The organism is Roseospira navarrensis, assembly GCF_009601025.1.
GTDB lineage: Bacteria > Pseudomonadota > Alphaproteobacteria > Rhodospirillales > Rhodospirillaceae > Rhodospira > Rhodospira navarrensis.
On record NZ_WIVE01000072.1, the window covers coordinates 1 to 17,741 of the forward strand.

Here is a 17,741-nt window from a genome sequence, read left to right on the forward strand (position 1 = left end):
CCGTGGGGCGCGCCCCACGGATGGGCATGCAGGTGCGCCCCCTCGTGCAAAATTTCCAGACATCAGGTTACACAGCCCAGGTGCGCCCCCTCGTGCAAAATTTCCAGACATCAGGTTACACAGCCTCGGAGGCATCGGCGCCCCCATGTTTCTTCACCATCCGTACCGCGCGTTCGGGCACATCAGGCGAATACCTCGTCGAGGTCCCGGTCTTGCTCATGGCGCGCGCCGCGCCCTCTCAGACTCTGGAGCCTCCGGCAATTCCGGGGCGGTTCACTGCTGTCTGATCGGTTTCGTCGCGTTTCGCATGCGGGTCCGCGCGGTGCCTCCGGCCGAACAGAAGGAGAGCTACAACCTAGCCAACACAGCCCCGGTCATTGCGATCGGGAATGCAGTGGACGTGGGGGAAAGCCAGCTTGTTGTTGATCCGACAGAACAAATCCCCGCCTTCGACCAAGCGTCACTGGCGGTCGAGGACGCGGACGATCCGGCCCCGAAAGACTCCTGACACCCCAACACGGGTCTGTGATACGCTCGGACACCTCCACCACCTAAGCATTCGGCCCGGTCAGGTTGCCTGAAAGGTCGTTTTGGTGTGCGTCTCAAGCACACCATGCCTCACCGAAACGGGATTCGGATCGATGACGAAAGCGAACGAAGAGACGAGCGCGCCACCTCAACCCTGGCATGCACGCATCGACAAGCCGACGTTCGCGGGCGCGCTGGGCCTGTTGGTCATCGTCACGGTGCCGCTGTTGGTGTTTCCGGTCGAGGGCGCGGAGATGGTCGCGGCGGCGAAGCTGTTCATGACCGATACGCTGGGCGGCGTGTATCTGACGATCGGTCTGATCGCGTTCTTTTTCATGCTCTACCTGATCTTCAGCGATATCGGCAGCATCAAGCTGGGCGAGCCCGACGAGGCACCGGAATACGCGACCGCCTCCTGGGCGGCGATGCTGTTCTGCGGCGGCATCGGCGCCTCCATCCTGTACTGGGCGCCCATCGAGTGGGCGTACTACTACCAGAACCCGCCGTTCAACCTGATGGGTGGCAGCGAGGCCGCAGTTTTGTGGTCCACCGTCTACGGCCCGTTCCACTGGGGTCCCATCGCCTGGTCGATCTATCTGGTTCCAGCCATTCCGATTTCGTACTTCTTCTATGTTCGCCGCCAGCCGGTCCTGAAGGTCTCGACCGCGCTGGCGCCGGCCATCGGCGACCGCCGCGCCAAGGGATGGCCGGGCAAGGTCGTGGACGTCCTGTTCGTGTTCGGCCTGCTGGGTGGCGGCGCAACGACATTGGGCCTTGCGGCGCCGCTGATCAACGAGGGCCTGTCGGTGCTGCTGGGCATCGACGCGTCGACGGGCATGCAGATCATCGTCCTGCTGGTCTGCACGGCCATCTTTGGCTATTCGGCCTATGCCGGGCTGGACAAGGGCATCAAACGGCTTTCCAACATCAACTTCTGGGGCGTTCTGGCGCTGTTGGCCTTTATTTTCGTCGTCGGGCCGACGGTGTTCATGTTCAACACCGGCATCGATGCCTTCGGCCGCATGCTGTCGAACTTCTTCGACATGGCCACCTGGACGGAGCCGTTCGCCGGCCTCGCCGGCTTCATGAAGACGCGCTTTCCGCAGGAATGGACGGTCTTCTACTGGGCCTGGTGGCTCGTGTTCTCGCCCGCGATGGGCCTCTTCATCGCGCGGATTTCGCGTGGCCGAACGATCAAGGAAGTGGTCGTCGGCTCGCTGTTCTTCGGCTCCATGGGCTGCTTCCTGTTCTTCATGGTGCTGGGCAATTACGCGCTGCACCTTCAGCTCACCGGCGCGTTGGACGTGATCTCGCTCCTCGACGCCGGGGGGCCGGCGGCGGTCTTTGCGATTCTTGACACCCTGCCGTTTGCGACCGTCGTCATTGTCGCGTTCACCGTTCTCGCGGTGATCTTCACGGCGACGACCTTCGACAGCATCTCCTACATTCTCGCCGCCGTGGTGCAATCCGACGTGGCCGAGGAGCCGATGCGCTGGAACCGCCTGTTCTGGGCGTTCGCGCTGTCGCTGATGCCGATTACCCTGTTGCTGCTGGGAGGCCTGCAAACCCTCCAGACGGCGGCCATCGTCGGCGGCCTGCCGCTGATCGTGATTTCGGTGTTGCTGGGCGCGTCCGCGATCCGGGCGGCGTTCGTGGACCTTCAGCGCCACACCGAATATCAGTTCCCGGTCATCAACATCGAGGACATCACCGGGATCGACCCATGGTCCGAGGCCGGCATCGCCCAGGCGCGGTTTGAGCGGGCCAAGACGCGGGCACAGGAGGCGCGGGAGCAGCAAAGGCAGATCCTGGCGCAGCTCTCCGACGTGCCGCGCGGTGGCGACGAGACCTTGGAAATGCGTCAGAAACGCGCCGCGCTTGAGGAGCAACTCATCGACGCCAATGAACGCCGGGCCCAGGCGTCGGAAGCTGCCCGTCGGGCGCGCGAGGAATTCGAGGCCGAGATGCGACGGCGGCCTCAGATCCAGGCCAGCCCCATGACTGCTCCGGACAAGTCGTGACGTTGCGGATACGGTATCACGATGGAGGCCAGGTGGCATGACCGTGACCGGGACGGCGGTCGATCACGATCCGCCCTGGCCATCGCCGCCCGCCTGCTCCGACCGGACGCGGATGGGCGGTGCGCTGCCGTCCTTGTTCTCGCCCATGTAGACGGTCAAATGCGGGAACGGGATCTCGACGCCGTGTTCGTCCAGGACCGCCTTGACGATCTCGTTATACGCCCGCCCGACGGCCCACTGACTGCCCGGCTGGGTGCGGATGCGCGCGCGCACCACGACGGAGGAATCCCCCAGCGCGGTGACGCCGTGCATCTCAAGCTCGCCGATGATGACGGAGCCATGGTCGGTCTCCAGCAGGCGCTCGAACGCGACCTGCATCAGCGCCTTCACCTCAGGCACGTTTTCGCGATAGGCCACGCCGATCTCGGCGACATGGAACGCAAAGCCCTTCATGAAGTTGGACACCGCATCGACCGAGCTGAATGGGATCAGATGATAGGTGCCGGCAACGTCGCGCAGCCCGACCGAACGGATCGAGAGCTTTTCAACCACACCGGTGGTGCCGCCGACCGTCACCACATCGCCCTCGTTCATGGCGTTCTCGACCTGGATGAAGGCGCCGGTGATGATGTCCTGAACCAGTTTCTGGGCGCCGAACCCGATGGCCAGGCCAAGGACACCGGCGCCCGCCAGCAGCGGGCCGATGTTCACGCCCAGCTCTGACAGGGCCAGCATGGACGTCACCACAATCAGACCGACCATGAACGCGTTTCGGAACAGCGACAGCAAGGTGCGCTGACGGGCCGATGCGATACGCCCGACGTTCGGGTTTAGGGTGTATTCGATCCAGCTTGAGGCCGCGATCCAGACCACCAAAGCGATAATGACGATCGCCGTCGCCGCGATGGCGCGCCAGAGGATATCGCGACCGGCCTCGGTCGCCAGCCAGCCGTTGATGTCAATGACATGCCAAGCCTGACCGATGGCAATCAAAACGGCGATGAACAGGCCGATCCGCAGCCCCTTCAGGATCATCGGGATGAAGGCGTTCAGGCGGCCTTCCAGCAGCGGCAGGCTCTCCCTGACCGAGGCGGGAACCCGAATGCCCCCGGTGATCGCGCGGGTCATCAGGATCATGGCCAGGGTTCCGGCGGCGATCGAAACCACGGTCAGCACCGTCGCCGTCAGCATGAACCCGACAGCATCCACCGGGCGCGCGTTCCAGACCACCAGAAGGGCTGCGACATAGGCCATGGCCATCAGGTGCCAGACCTTGCCCAAAAGCGACAGGACCTTGCCGATCATGTCATCGGGCAGGCGGCGATGGCGGGCTTCAAGCGCAGCACGCACCGGCCTGCGATTGCGCAACACGATGGCGATGGCCATGACCGCTGCGGTCACCACGATCAAGAGCTGAAGACTGCGGCCGACAATAAAGCTGATGTTGGTGTTGACGATCGGTACGACCAGCAGGATGCCATATCCCAACAGACCGATCAGACGCGACGCCCAAAAATACCAGTAACCGGCCCGATCATCGGGCATCGGCACCCAGCGCAGGGTTCCGAAGCGCGGCGCAAGAAAGGCGCGCAGAACAACCTTGGCCAGCTCGATCATCAGGAAAGCGTTCAGGAACAGGCTTTGCTGGACATGCATCCGCCCGCCCTCGCCCAGCGACAGGGCAAAGGCGTACCCGCCGCCCCAGGCCAGGATGATGGAACAGGCGTCCACCAGATTGGAGGACAGCAGAATGCCCGCGCGTCGAGCCCAGCCGGCCCCCTCTGCACGGCGCGACATGGCATGGAAAAAGCGTGCCGCAATCCATTTGAGGACCCAGAACGCGATCAGGGTTGCCGCCGCCACGATCCCCAGCCGGCTCAGGGATTGCACCAGACGGTCCCATTTCACCTGTCGTTCGCCGGTCGCCACGGACGCCAGATCGGCGACGGAGGAATAAAGGCGCGTGCCAAACCCGACCACGCCTTCGGCGATGCCCTGTGTTCGCTCCGCCACCTGGCGGGCGATGGAGGGGGGACGTGCGGGCGCCGCCGCATCCCCCGTGGCGCCAGGGTCCACCACGGCGCCGGCCGGCGCCGCATCCTGTTCGGGCGCGGCGGCCTCGCTCAACAGGCGGTCAATCAGGCGCTGGCGCGCCTCCGCATCCTGAAGGATCTCTGCAAGAAGGGCGGCGGCATCACGCGACGTGTTGACGTCCGTCGGTCCCTCGTCACTTGAAGCCGCGCCGGGGGGCGCCTCGGGGGCAACCTGGGGAGCAACCTCGGGGGCCGACGCGGTGTCCTGGGCAACGACGGGCGCAGCCAGGCTGACAAGGGTGATCAGAATGACAGCAAAGAGACGACAAGGCACGGGGCGTCCTCCTGTCTGCATGACGAACGATCCGAGCCGCCAATGACCCTGTCTACAGCACAGAGACAAAACCCTGGTGACGGCCGAACAAGGACAGAACCATATGGTTTACCGGCTTATTGCCTCTGATGATTTTCCATTTGCTCCACACTGCTCAATTCCTTGCGGCAACAAGACCGTTGTCGATTTTGCGGGCACTGGTCCCGGACAGCAGCCTTTCCGGATCGATGCCGCGCTTCAGGGCACCGGCACGAACTCCGTCCTGCATGGCCTTGCTGCGATCCAGCAGGCGTCGGAATCGGCTTTCGTCCAGTTCCAGCAGTGTGGACGGCGCGATGGCGCGCACCTCAGCGCGCGGGGTCCGCTTCATCAGGATCGCCGTCTGCCCGAACATCTCGCCCCGGCCGAAGCGCCAGGTCTGCCCGGCGCTGGTCATCTCCACGGCGCCGGAGGCAATGAAGAACACGGCTTTCGCGGGGACATCCTTGCGCAGGATCACGTCCCCGGCATTGACATAGCGGGTCCGCAAGACCCGACATAGGCGCCTGAGCGCGGCCTCGTCGAGGTCGGTGAACAGCCGGAACTGGCGCACCAGCTCTGTGCGCTGCATGGCAATGTCCAGGCGCGGACGATCCTCGTCGGCGGCTCGGCGCCTGCCCAGGTCCTGCATCAGGGCGGTGAAGACCTCGGCGCCGACCAGGCCATCATCGCGCATGGTCAGATATTCGCGTTCTTCCAGCCGCAGCGCCGTGCGCCGGATGAAGCGGCGCTCCAGTTCCTCGGCATAGCCGGGATATTGCAGCCGCAGCCCTTCAAGCGCGGTCTCGACCGCCTCGATGCGCCGGGACAGCAGCTCATGGAGCAACTCCGCCACGCGGCGGCCGTGGATGCGCCTGATGCGACCGTCTATGAAGGTGCCCAGGTCGCGCAGAATAAGGCGCTGGGACAGCAGGTGCTCGAACCGATCTGCCGTCAGGCGCACCAGCGGCCATGTCAGGCCAAGCCGTCTGTGCAGAACCACGGCGGCGCGGAAGGTTCGACCGTACGACACACTCCGCCGGGCCGCCTGCTGATAACCGTTGCGGCCATGCGAATACGCCCCTTCGATCAGGCGGTCCGCGTCCCCCAGCACCTGTTCGGCCATGCGCAGGGACATGGTTCGTTCCTGAACCCTGGTGACGATGGTGTCGCGTTCATGGCCGGCCAGGGCAATCAGACCCAGCGTGACGCGGTCGCGGTCCAGGATTTCGGCGCTGTCCTCGGCCGAAGTGACGGCTGTCTCAAGGCGCTCGCCGAAGCGCTTGGCCTCGGCGCGCACAGTGTCATGGTGCAGGTCATAGGTCTCGGTGATGCGCGCCACGTCCTCCCGCACGGTCTGCAACGCAACGGCCACCACCTGGCGCGACAACGCCTCGTCCAACGGTGTCAGCCGGTCCAGCCCCAGCCGGCCGATGATCAGACGCAGGGTCGTGCCCTGCCCGATCAGGGTGAACAGCGTGAAGCCGGTCGCCAGGATGCCCACCACGCGCTGGATGTCATCGGGAACCCTCACACTCTCGGTCACCGCCAGAGCCAGGGCCAGCGTGACCGCGCCGCGCAGACCGCCCCAGAGGATCGCGACCCGATAGGGTGGCTCGACCGCCGGCGACAGCTTCAGGGCCGTCAACAAAGGCAGCAGCCCGAACAGGATCACGGCACGCGCGACGACGGCGGCGACGATGACCACACCGATCAGGGCGATATCCGTCAGGCGGACCGCTTCCAGCAGGCGCGGAATCAGCAGCGCCGCAAGGATGAAGATCAGCGCCCCGGCCCAGTGCGCCAGCACCTCCCACACCTCACGCAGGTTGGTCCAGGCCTGTGGCGGCAGGCGTCCCGGGGCGGTCAGGTTCATTGTGAGTCCGGCGGCCACGACGGCGATCACGCCCGACGCGCCGACGCTTTGTTCGGCCACGATGTAGGCCAGGTAGGGCAGCGCGACCGAAACGGAGATCTGCGCCAGTTCATGGCGACCGAACAGCGCCATGACCCAAACCGACACCCGCGCCAGCAGCCAGCCCGTGAAGGCCCCTCCGGCGATCAGCATCGGGAACCGGGCCAGAGCGTCGACGAGGTTCGGGTCCGGCACGCCCAGCATGACGAAGCCCATGAACAGGCCGAACAGCGCGATGGCGGCGGCGTCGTTCAGCAGGCTTTCGCCCTCGATGATGCGGGCCAGCCGACGCGGCGCAGAGATGGACCGGAAGATCGAGACCACGGCGGACGGATCGGTGGTCGAGACGATGGCCCCGATCAGCAGGCAGGCCGCCAGCGGCAGGGCGCCGGTCCAGGACAGCGCATAGCCGACGCTGAGCGTCGCCACCACCACGGCGACCACGGCCAACACCATGATCGGAACCCAGTCGTCCAGCATGCGCCGCAGGTCCATCCCCAGCGTGGCCTGGAACAGCAAGGTCGGCAGGAAGACGTAAAGGAAGACATTGGACCGGATCGGCAGGCCCAGGATGGCTTCCGCCACCGGATTGAGCGCGTCGGTCAGGTCCGTGCGCAGGAAGAAGATCGCGGCCACGCCGATCAGCACCCCAAGGCCGGCCAGGATCACGCTGTAGGGCAGGCGCAGACGCGCGGCCAGCGGCTCGGCGATGCCGATGATCACGAACAGGGAGGCGATGATCGTGGTGATGACGACGATGTCCATCCAGCCAAGCTAGCCGGAAACGCAGGCCGAGGGAATCCGGGGGCTGCGGGGGGCGGCCGAATGGAGGGCGTATTCTCAGCCTTCGCAACCAAAATGACGGCGTTGCCTGCAAAGGGAGTCAGGGCGGCACCGATCCGGGGTCCATCGGGGTGTCGGTGTCGCCTTTTCCGGCACCAAGCAGGTGCACCTCGTTCGAAGACCGCATAGTAGCCTGACACCGCCGATCAACGTCGACCCCTTGGCAGACGAAAAGCCATGACTCCATTGGGGAGGTATCGTCCGCTGCTTCTTTCCCGGACCGATCCAAAGCCGACCGTCGCCTTTCGGTCCCTTTTTCTCTGTCAACAACGCGCCCGCTCCAGCCGTTCGCCAGGGCCAGCATGCCCCTCAAATCGGACGGTCGGGTGATGGCGCCCCGCTTATGGGGATCGCCTGACTTTGCACGACGACACATTTGCTCGACTTTGCGGTTACGCGACTCCACAAAAGGCCAGTCACTGAGTAGACTTCCTCCCTGAACGGTTCGAATCCGGCTCAAACAAGACCGAGACGAGGGAAGGGCGCGCCGGGATGAGACATCCGCGCCATCGCGGCGGGGACGCGGACGGAGTGTGGTCGCGGCGCCGCCTGCTCGGGGTCGCGGGCGCGGTCGCGCTGGCCGCGCCGCGTGGGGCGCCGGCACAGGACAATCCCCTCCGGTTCGGCCTGACGCCCGTTTTTCTGAGCAACGACGTCCAGCTTCTGGCCGACCTGAAGACCTACATCACCCAGGCCACCGGCGCTCCCGTCACGCTGGTGATGCGGCGCACCTATCAGGAGATCACCGCCCTTCTGGTTTCGGGCCGGCTCGATGCGGCCTGGATCTGCGGCTATCCATTTGTTGCCTACCGGGATCGCCTCTCTCTCGTCGCCGTGCCCGTTTGGCAGGGTGACAGCCTTTACCAGAGCTACCTGATCGGGCGCGCCGGGCGCGTCGCGGGGGCGGTGGACACCCTGCGCGGCGACGTGCATGCCTTTTCGGATCCCGATTCCAACAGCGGTTATCTTGTGACGCGGGCTCTGCTGGCGGCGCGCGGCACGGACCCGGAGACCTTTTTCCGCCGCACGTTCTTCACGTACGGCCATCGCAACGTGATCCGCGCCGTGGCCGCCGGACTGGCGGATTCGGGGTCCGTCGACGGCTACGTGCTGGAGGTCCTCGGGGATGTCGAACCCGGGCTGGCCCGGGGCGTCACGGTCGTCCACCGTTCGGAGTGGCTGGGCTTCCCGCCGGTGGCCTGTCCGGCCGCCGCGCGAGACAGCGCCCCGGTCAAACGGCTGACCGACGCGCTGCTCGGCATGGACCGCCACCCGCTGGGCCAGAAGGTCCTGGGCAGCCTGCGGCTGGACGGGTTCGCGGCGCGTCCGGCCACGCTCTATGACACCATTGCGGCGAAGGTCGAGCAGGCGGGGCTCGCCGGATGATCCGGGCGCTTCCGGATACGCTGGCCCGGATGCCGCTGACGGTCGCCGTGCCCGGCTTGGTGCTCGTTCTGCTGCTGGGGGTGAGCATCCTCGTCTCGGAACGGGTGGTCACCCGCATGGTGGCGATGCAGGAGCGCCACCTCTCGGACCTCGCCGAGACCTACCTGGACGGACTGGCGGCCTCGCTGCTGCCCGCGGTCCTCCGCAACGACATCTGGGAAGTGTTCGACACCCTCGACCGCGCGGCCGTGTCCTACCGTGGGCTGTCGCCGATCCAGGCCGTGGTGGTGGACGACGCGGGTCTGGTGCTGGCGGCCAGCGATCCGGTGGCGGCCCCGGTCCTGGAACCGCCGCCGGAAGATCTCGCCCGCGCCATCGGGGGCCGCGTGCCGGTGATCGATGCCGCCCGTGGCCGCGCCTTTCTTTGGCGCTCGCTGACCGTATCCGGTACTTCGGTGGGGACCATCCTGGCCGAGGTGGACATCACGGCCCTGATCCGCGAGCGGCGGGAGGTCATCGTCACGCTGGTCGTCACCAACCTTCTGCTGACCCTGGCGCTGGCCTGCGTCGGCTATCTGCTGGTCCGGCGCCTGATCGCCCCGGCCCGGGTCCTGACGCGACACCTTGTGGACGGCATCTCCGGACCGTTCGAGCCCGTCCCGACCGCCGATCTGCCCCTGACCGGCACGGAGTCCCGTCGCATGATCGACGCCTACAACGGTCTCGTGGAAACCGAACGCTCCCGCACCCATCTGATGCAGCGTCTGGCCGAGGAAGAGCGGCTGGCCAGCCTGGGCCGGCTGGCCTCGGGCATGGCGCACGAGATCAACAACCCTCTGGGCGGTCTGTTTACCGCGCTGGACACGCTCAAGCGGCACGGCGACAGCCGGCCGGATGTGCGCGAGACCTCCATCCGCCTGTTGGAAACGGGTCTGACCGGCATTCGCGACGCCGTCGCGGCCACCCTGCACACCTACCGGCCGGAGCGTCTGGGGTCCGGACTGACGCCGGCCGATCTGGAGGACGTGCGTCTGCTGGTCTCCCCCGAGATCAAGCGGCGCGGCCAGCGTCTGACGTGGCACAACGGCCTCGACCGCCGGATTGCGCTGCCCGGTGCCCCGGTCCGACAGGCGCTGCTCAATCTGGTCCTGAACGCGAGCGCCGCCACACCGGACGCAGGAACCGTCGGCGTCGGCATCGGCATCGGCGTCGAGGCCGGCGGGCTGTGTCTGATCGTCCATGACCAGGGACCGGGCCTGCCGGACGACGCGGCCGCGCTTCTCACCCGGTCGCAGGGCGCGGCCCCGATTGGCAGCGATGGTCTTGGCCTGTGGATGATCCGGCGCAGCGTGGACGACCTGGGCGGCACCATCACGGTGGGCCGGGCCTCCCCCGGCGGATCGCGGATCCGTCTGGACATCCCCGTCCCCAAGGAAGGGATCGCCGATGACCGTGCTTGAGCGACACTCCGTCGGCCTGATCGAGGACGATCCCGTCATGGGCGAATCCCTGACCCAGGGACTGACCCTGGAGGGCCTGCAGGTGTCGTGGTGGCAGAGCGGCGCGGAGGCCCTTAAGGCTCTGTCCCGCCCCGTCGTCCCCGATGTCCTGATCTGCGACATCCGCCTGCCGGACATGTCCGGCGAAGCCGTGTTCGAGGCCCTGGTCCGGGCGGGCGGATCGCCGCCCGTGCTGTTCATGACCGCCTATGGCGACATCGACCAGGCGGTGCGGCTGATGCGGGCCGGCGCCGCCGACTACCTGACCAAGCCGTTCGAGATGGGCACGCTGCTCGGCCGGCTGGCCGCCCTGGTCCCGGGCGATGCCTCGACCGCCGCAACGGACGGCGCGGTCCTGGGCGTCTCGCCGGTCATGCGGATCCTGGAGCGCGACCTGTCCCGGCTGGCCGGCGCATCCGGCCCCGTGCTCATCACCGGCGAGACCGGCGTCGGCAAGGAGGTCTGCGCCCGCCACCTGCACCACTTGTCGCGGCCCGGTGCGCCGTTCATCGCCGTCAACTGCGCCGCCATTCCGGCCGACCTGCTGGAGAGCGAGATCTTCGGCCACGAGAAGGGGGCCTTCACCGGGGCCGCCGCCCGCCATCCCGGTTATGCGGAGCGGGCGCGGGACGGCATCCTGTTCCTGGACGAGATCGGCGACCTGCCGCCGGCGCTGCAGGGCAAGCTGCTGCGTCTGCTGGAGGAGCGCGCCTTTCATCGCCTGGGGGCCACGGCCCCCGTGCCGTTCCGCGCCCGCGTGGTCGCGGCCACCAACACGGACCTGCCCACCGCCGTGGCCGAGGGGCGGTTCCGCGCCGACCTGATGTATCGCCTCAATACCTTCACCCTCGACATCCCGCCGCTGCGGACGCGCCCCGAGGACACCGGCTGGCTGCTCGATCGCTTCGTCACCCGGTTCGTCGCGGAGCATCCGGACGGGCCTGTGCGCGGCGTGGGCGCCCTGGCGGAAGAGGCCGCCCGCGCCCACGACTGGCCCGGCAACGTGCGGGAACTGCGCAACCGCGTCGAACGCGCCGTCGCCATGGGGCTGTCGCCCTGGCTCGGGCCGGCGGACCTGTTCCCGCCTGCGCGGTGGACGGGGGGCGGCGGGGCAGACCCGGAGGCGCCGGCCGCCCTGGCCGACATTCGGGACGCCGCGGAACGGCGCGCCATCGAGGGCGCCATCCGCGACGCGGACGGCCAGTTGCGCGAGGCGGCCCGGCTGCTCGGCATCTCCCGGACTACGCTGTGGGAGAAGATGCGCCGGCTCGGCCTGTCGGGATAGCCCGCCCCAAAGCGTTCGGATATCCGAACGCCCCACTGCCGCGTTCGGATATCCGGACGGGGGTGGGCCTGCGCGGCGGCGACAAAGCCCTGTGTTTTCAGCGCGGTCGTCCGGAACAACCTCCTGGCACGGCGATTGCCTCAGCTCCCTGGTCAACAAGAACGACGCCAGGGAGGTTGTCCATGAAACGATGTGATCGACTGGTTGATGTGGGCCGGCGCCAGTTCCTGCGCGGCAGCGGTCTCGCCGTGGCCGGAGCCGCCGCCGCCGGTGCCATGCCCCGCGAGGCCAAGGCCGCGCCGGCGGCGGCCCGGGTGGACTACCCCGCCAACCGCCTTGCGAACATCGCGGACCTGACGGTCAACCAGCCGCTCCGTGTCGCCTATCCCGACGACAACGCGCCCGGCGTGCTGCTCAAGCTGGGGACGCCCGTCGAGGGCGGCGTCGGTCCAGACGGCGACATCGTCGGCTTCACGACCGTCTGCCCACACAAGGGCTTCCCGCTGCGCTACGACGGCGAGCGTCGCACTCTCAACTGTCCCGGCCACTACTCGGTGTTCGACCCCGAAAAAGGCGGCCAACAGGTCTGGGGGCAGGCCACCCAGAACCTGCCGCAGTACACGCTGCGCGTCGATGACGCGGGCGACATCCACGCCGAGGGGCTCGACGAGCTGCTCTACGGCCGCCTGTCCAACGTGCTGTGATCGAGGGGAGACGGAAGCCATGGCCTACAAGCGACAGATCGACCGCCTGCCCATCATCCCCGCGGATGCGAAACAGCACAACGTGACCTGCCACTTCTGCATCGTGGGGTGCGGCTATCAGGCCTACACGTGGCCGGTGAACCTCCAGGGCGGCACGGCGCCCGGACAGAACGCCTTCGGCGTGGACCTGGCCGAGCAGCAGGGCGCCGAGACGGCGGCATGGTACGCGCCGTCCATGTACAACATCGTCAAGCAGAACGGCCGCGACGTCCACATGGTCATCAAGCCGGACGTGGACTGCGTGGTGAACTCGGGCCTGGGCTCGGTGCGCGGCGCGCGGATGGCGGAACTGAGCCACTCCGAGGCCCGCTCGACCCAGCAGCAGCGCCTGACCGATCCGCTGGTGTGGCGTTACGGCGGCATGCAGCCGACCTCTTGGGACGACGCGCTCGATCTGGTGGCGCGGGTCACCGCCCGGATCATCGTGGAAAACGGCGAGGACGACCTGATCGTTTCGGCCTTCGACCACGGTGGCGCCGGGGGTGGCTACGAGAACACCTGGGGCACCGGCAAGCTCTATTTCGGGGCCATGAAGGTCAAGAACATCCGCATCCACAACCGGCCGGCCTACAACTCCGAGGTCCACGGCACCCGCGACATGGGCGTGGGCGAGTTGAACAACGCCTACGAGGACGCGGAACTGGCCGATACCCTGGTGGCCGTGGGCACCAACTGCCTGGAGACCCAGACCAACTACTTCCTGAACCACTGGGTGCCCAACCTTCGCGGCACCTCCATGGACAAGAAGCGGCGCCTGATGCCGGACGAGGCCCACGCGCCCGCCCGCATCATCATCATCGACCCGCGCCGCACGGTCACCGTGAACGCCTGCGAGGTCGAGGCGGGGGCCGATAACGTGCTGCATCTCGCCATCAACAGCGGCACCGATCTGGCCCTGTTCAACGCCCTGTTCGCCTACATCGCCGATCAGGGCTGGGTGGACCGGGACTTCATCGATGCGTCGACCCTGCGGGAGGCGAACCAGCGCCCGCCGCTGTACCCGGCGCGGGGCGTGTCCGAGTCCAACCCGGGTCACCTGACCAGCTTCGAGGACGCCGTCGAGGGCTCGCGGCTGTCTGTCGAGGAGGCTGCCGAGATCACCGGCCTCGACCCCGCCGACATCATCAAGGCGGCCGAATGGATCGCCATGCCGAAGGAGGACGGGTCGCGCCGGCGCACCATGATCGGCTACGAGAAGGGCCTGATCTGGGGCAACGACAACTACCGCACCAACGGTGCCCTGGTGAACATCGCGCTGGCCACCGGCAACATCGGCCGCCTGGGCGGCGGCTGCGTGCGGCTGGGCGGGCACCAGGAAGGCTACGTCCGGCCCAACGAGGGCCATGTGGGGCGGCCGGCGGCCTATGTGGACCAACTGCTGATCGGCGGCCAGGGGGGCGTCCACCACATCTGGGCCTGCGACCACTACAAGACCACGCTGAACGCGCACGCCTTCAAGGCCGCCTACAAGAAGCGCACCGACATGGTGAAGGACGCCATGAGCGCGGTGCCGGCCGGTGACCGCGACGGCATGGTCGAGGCCATCGTCGGCGCCATCCGACAGGGCGGCCTGTTCGCCGTGGACGTGGACATCGTACCCACGCGCATCGGCGAGGCCTGCCACGTGGTGCTGCCGGCGGCGACCTCGGGCGAGATGAACCTGACCTCCATGAACGGCGAGCGCCGCATGCGGCTGACAGAGCGCTACATGGACCCGCCCGGCCAGTCGCTGCCGGATTGCCTGATCGCGGCCCGCCTCGCCAACCACATGGAACGGGTGCTGCGCGACATGGGCGAGGCGGCCTACGCCGACCAGTTCCAGGGCTTCGACTGGCAGACGGACGAGGACGCCTTCATGGACGGCTACCACGCCAACGCCCATGGCGGTGAGCACGTGACCTATGCGCGGCTGCGCGACATGGGCACGAACGGCTTCCAGGAGCCGGCAACCGGCCTGGACGGCGAACGCATCGTCGGGACACCGCGGCTGTACACGGACGGGGTCTTCTCCACCGACGACGGCAAGGCCCGGTTCATGGACGCCCCCTGGCGCGGCCTGCAGGCGCCCGGCAAGGCGGAGCAGAAGGAACGGTATGCCTTCCTCATCAACAACGGCCGCGCCAATCAGGTCTGGCAATCCGCCTATCTGGACAAGCAAAACGACTTCGTTCAGGACCGCTGGCCCTATCCGTTCATCGAGATGAATCCCGACGACATGGCCGGGCTCGGCGTCGGAGCCGGCGACTTGGTGGAGGTCTTCAACGACTCCGGCTCGACGCAGGCGATGGTGTACCCCACGCCGACGGCCCGGCGAGGCGAGACCTTCATGCTGTTCGCCTATCCCACCGGGGTGCAGGGCAACGTCATCAACGCCGGCACCAATGAACTGGTGATCCCGAACTACAAGCAGACCTGGGCCGACATCCGCAAGATCGCCGACGCGCCGCGCAGCGTCGGCCATCTGACCTTCAAGTCCAAGGAGTACGCGCGCGGATAGGGGCCTCCTCGCCCGGTCCGTGACCCTGACCGCCCGGCGGACCTCTCCGTCGGGAGGTGTCACGGTCCGGCGCCCACCCATCCGTAAACCCACCCGCTGGCCAGGGAGCCAGCCAGCGCGAAGCCCAGATACAACAGGAACGGTCGCAGGCGCAGGACGGGCAGGATGGCCAGCGCGCCCCAGATGCTCACCACACCGCCCGAGACCAGGAACGCCAACGCGGCCCCTTCCGACAGGCCATGATCGAGCAGCGCGCGGGTCAGCGGCAGCGCGGCATAGCCGTCGATATAGGCGGGGGCGCCGACGACAACGGCCAACGGCACCGCCCATGCGCTCGACCCGCCCAGCGTGGACGCGAACGCATCGGGCGTCAGAACCGCCCCCAGCGCGTGCTCCGCCGCGAACGCCGGCAGCAGGCACACGGTCACCAGCCGGGCCATGGCGGCCGTTTCCCGAACGAAGCGGGACCGTCGGGCCGGGTCTCGCCACACCGCCCAGAGCACGCCGGCGTCACCCTCGCAGCCGCAGTCACCGGGCGGCGTCGGGTGTTTCCACCGCATGCCGGACCGAAGGGGATTTGCCGTCCAAGCTTGCCCCGCCAGCGCGTGGGTCCCGAACCCGCCCAGAAGACCGAGTCCGAAAGCCGCCACGGTCTTGCCGATGGCGAACCCGGGACCGAGGGTGGCAGCCGTCGCCGCCAGCATCCCCGGATCGGTCACCGGCGAGGACAACCAGAACGCCATGACCGGGGCCAACGGCACACCGGCCGCAAGCAGCCCCGCCATCAGCGGCAGCACGGTGACCCCGCACACCGGGGTGACGGCACCGATGGCCGCCGCCACGACGATGGTCCGGCCGCCGCGACCCAACAGCATGCGCGAGACCCGCCCGGCCGCGCCACTCGCCGTGATCCAGGCGGACAGCACCAGCCCCGGCACGACCAGCGGCGCGACGGACACCAGGCTGCCGACGGCATGGATCACGGCCGCGACCGTTTGCGCGGGCCACAGACACAGGGCACCCGCCACTACGAACGCGATCAGGACGGGGACCGTCCTGCGGGCTGACAGCGCACCCGTTGCGCGGGTCGCAAGGAGAGTCGTCGCTTTCATGATCGGGGCTCCAGGGTCGTGATTCCTGTCCCGACTCTCACGCAGCGCTGGACATGAGGAAAACGAGTTGTTCAAATCAGTATCATGAGTATTACTGATAGCTTGAACGGCGGTGCCGAGCGCCTCGACAGCGACCTGCTGCGGACGTTCCTCGCCATCGCAGAGACCGGCAGCGTCACAGCGGGGGCTGAGCGGATCTGCCGTTCGCAGTCCGCCGCCAGCCTGCAGCTCAAGCGGTTGGAGACACTGCTAGGCGGGTCCGTGTTCGTGCGCCATGGGCGCGGTATCGCCCTGACCCCGTTGGGCGAGCGCCTCGTGCCGGTGGCCCGTCGCGTGGTCGGGCTGCTGGACGAGGCCTATGGAAAGTTGCGCGCGGCGCCCTTGAGCGGGGTCATCCGGGTCGGCATCCCGGAGGAACACGATCGCGACACCCTGTCGCGCGTGATCGCGGCCTTTGCGCGCGCGCATCCGCAGGTCGAGGTGGCGTTGACCTGCGCATCCACCGTCACGTTCCCGGCGGCGCTGGCGGCCGGGCGCCTGGACCTCGCGATCCATGCGGTGGACGACCCGTCCCCGCATCACACCGTGCTCGACCGGCACGCCATGGTCTGGGCGGTGGCCCCGGACGGTCCCGCGCCGGAGGTCGATCCGGTCCCGCTGGCGCTGTTCGATCGGGCGTGCTGGTGGCGTGAGCGTGCCCTGGACGCGTTGGAGTCGGCAGGCCGATCCGTGCGGATCGTCTGTTCCAGCGAGAGTGTCTCGGGGGTCATGGCCGCCATGGAGGCGGGGCTTGCCGTCGGGGTGCTGCCGGCGTCGCACGTGGGGCGCGGGCGCGGACTGCTCTCCCTGTCGGCGGCGGAGGGGTTCCCGGCTCTGTCCGACTCGCTGCTGGTGCTGGAGTGTCCCGGCGAGACCGCCTCGCCCGTCTGCGCCGCCATGGCCGAGGCCATCCGGAATGCCTACCCGGGACCGAAGCGAGGGACGTCGGCTCAGGGCGCCGCACCCAGATCCCAGGCCAGATAATGCAGGCTGGCGGCCAGCGACCCGAAAGGGCCAAGCGCGACGGACAGCACGAACACTGGCCGGCGGACCAGGGCGAAGACCGCCATGGCCGTCGAAATGCTGGTGATACCGGCCGCTGGCGCCTGATGACTGGACCGCCCTGGCCGAACCTGTCAACGCCGCGTGAAATTTCCCCAGAAGTGGCGCGCGAATCTTCCCCACATTGTAAGAAGGGTTATTGGCTGGGCTGTTGATCTGGGCTCCTGTTTTTGGGGGGTCGGCCCCGGCGCTTTGGCGGCGCCGGTTGTGTTGACGTCGACGGCCGCGCCAGGGTGTTTTCCGGAATCAGGCTGGCGTGCTGGCGCAGGCGATAACTGGCGCCCTCGATCTGGATGACGACGGCGTGGTGGAGCAGGCGGTCGAGCAACGCGGTGGCGACGACGGGATCGCCGAAGACGTCGCCCCACTCGGCGAAGCCCCGGTTGGACGTCAGGATCATGGCGC

The 17,741-nt window shown here is 67.7% G+C and carries 11 protein-coding genes; 7 read left to right on the forward strand and 4 right to left on the reverse strand.

Translation table 11 applies throughout. From position 1 onward, the window contains the following. The first annotated feature begins 641 nt into the window (after window positions 1–641). The gene (locus GHC57_RS16525; RefSeq protein WP_153346268.1) at window positions 642–2,549 is read left to right on the forward strand and encodes a BCCT family transporter; all 1,908 of its coding nucleotides are present in this window, start codon (window positions 642–644) and stop codon (window positions 2,547–2,549) included. Between the two features lie 63 nt (window positions 2,550–2,612). Here the strand turns inward: GHC57_RS16525 and GHC57_RS20485 are convergent, their stop codons facing one another. After that, complete coding sequence (locus tag GHC57_RS20485; protein ID WP_211369228.1) at window positions 2,613–4,916, reverse strand: mechanosensitive ion channel domain-containing protein; 2,304 nt, start codon at window positions 4,914–4,916, stop codon at window positions 2,613–2,615. A gap of 154 nt (window positions 4,917–5,070) precedes the next feature. After that, a complete protein-coding gene (locus tag GHC57_RS16535) occupies window positions 5,071–7,614 on the reverse strand; it encodes a cation:proton antiporter (RefSeq protein WP_153346272.1) in 2,544 nt (847 codons plus the stop codon). A gap of 570 nt (window positions 7,615–8,184) precedes the next feature. Here GHC57_RS16535 and GHC57_RS16540 point away from each other — a divergent pair. The 5 genes from GHC57_RS16540 (at window position 8,185) to GHC57_RS16560 (ending at window position 15,123) form a co-directional block, all read left to right on the forward strand. Next, entirely contained in the window at window positions 8,185–9,078 is an 894-nt protein-coding gene (locus GHC57_RS16540) for a substrate-binding domain-containing protein (RefSeq protein ID WP_153346274.1), read from the forward strand. Further along, window positions 9,075–10,538: a sensor histidine kinase gene (locus tag GHC57_RS16545; RefSeq protein WP_153346276.1), complete on the forward strand. Its 1,464-nt coding sequence runs from the start codon at window positions 9,075–9,077 to the stop codon at window positions 10,536–10,538. The genes GHC57_RS16540 and GHC57_RS16545 overlap by 4 nt, the downstream gene beginning before the upstream one ends. Further along, on the forward strand, window positions 10,525–11,862 hold the full coding sequence (locus GHC57_RS16550) for a sigma-54-dependent transcriptional regulator (protein WP_153346278.1): 1,338 nt from the start codon (window positions 10,525–10,527) through the stop codon (window positions 11,860–11,862). Before GHC57_RS16545 ends, GHC57_RS16550 begins: the two co-directional genes overlap by 14 nt. A gap of 182 nt (window positions 11,863–12,044) precedes the next feature. Continuing rightward, complete coding sequence (locus tag GHC57_RS16555; RefSeq protein WP_153346280.1) at window positions 12,045–12,566, forward strand: arsenate reductase (azurin) small subunit; 522 nt, start codon at window positions 12,045–12,047, stop codon at window positions 12,564–12,566. A gap of 19 nt (window positions 12,567–12,585) precedes the next feature. Then, on the forward strand, window positions 12,586–15,123 hold the full coding sequence (locus GHC57_RS16560; protein WP_153346282.1) for an arsenate reductase (azurin) large subunit: 2,538 nt from the start codon (window positions 12,586–12,588) through the stop codon (window positions 15,121–15,123). Window positions 15,124–15,182: 59 nt separating this feature from the next. On the opposite strand, the gene GHC57_RS16565 is transcribed toward GHC57_RS16560, so the two are convergent. Further along, a complete protein-coding gene (locus tag GHC57_RS16565) occupies window positions 15,183–16,235 on the reverse strand; it encodes a permease (RefSeq protein ID WP_153346284.1) in 1,053 nt (350 codons plus the stop codon). Window positions 16,236–16,319: 84 nt separating this feature from the next. Between GHC57_RS16565 and GHC57_RS16570 the strand changes: the two genes are divergently transcribed. Continuing rightward, the gene (locus GHC57_RS16570; protein WP_153346286.1) at window positions 16,320–17,258 is read left to right on the forward strand and encodes a LysR family transcriptional regulator; all 939 of its coding nucleotides are present in this window, start codon (window positions 16,320–16,322) and stop codon (window positions 17,256–17,258) included. 214 nt (window positions 17,259–17,472) lie between these two features. Here GHC57_RS16570 and GHC57_RS16575 read toward each other — a convergent pair. Further along, window positions 17,473–17,741: ATP-binding protein (locus GHC57_RS16575; protein WP_170294930.1), on the reverse strand; the 269-nt coding region annotated here is incomplete at its 5' end.

Excerpts from the sequence above, each read along its gene's own strand:
- GHC57_RS16525 (WP_153346268.1), top strand. The coding sequence starts at position 642 with ATGACGAAAGCGAACGAAGAGACGAGCGCGCCACCTCAACCCTGGCAT.
- GHC57_RS16535 (WP_153346272.1), bottom strand. The coding sequence starts at position 7,614 with ATGGACATCGTCGTCATCACCACGATCATCGCCTCCCTGTTCGTGATC.
- GHC57_RS16540 (WP_153346274.1), top strand. The coding sequence starts at position 8,185 with ATGAGACATCCGCGCCATCGCGGCGGGGACGCGGACGGAGTGTGGTCG.
- GHC57_RS16545 (WP_153346276.1), top strand. The coding sequence starts at position 9,075 with ATGATCCGGGCGCTTCCGGATACGCTGGCCCGGATGCCGCTGACGGTC.
- GHC57_RS16550 (WP_153346278.1), top strand. The coding sequence starts at position 10,525 with ATGACCGTGCTTGAGCGACACTCCGTCGGCCTGATCGAGGACGATCCC.
- GHC57_RS16555 (WP_153346280.1), top strand. The coding sequence starts at position 12,045 with ATGAAACGATGTGATCGACTGGTTGATGTGGGCCGGCGCCAGTTCCTG.
- GHC57_RS16560 (WP_153346282.1), top strand. The coding sequence starts at position 12,586 with ATGGCCTACAAGCGACAGATCGACCGCCTGCCCATCATCCCCGCGGAT.
- GHC57_RS16565 (WP_153346284.1), bottom strand. The coding sequence starts at position 16,235 with ATGAAAGCGACGACTCTCCTTGCGACCCGCGCAACGGGTGCGCTGTCA.
- GHC57_RS16570 (WP_153346286.1), top strand. The coding sequence starts at position 16,320 with ATGAGTATTACTGATAGCTTGAACGGCGGTGCCGAGCGCCTCGACAGC.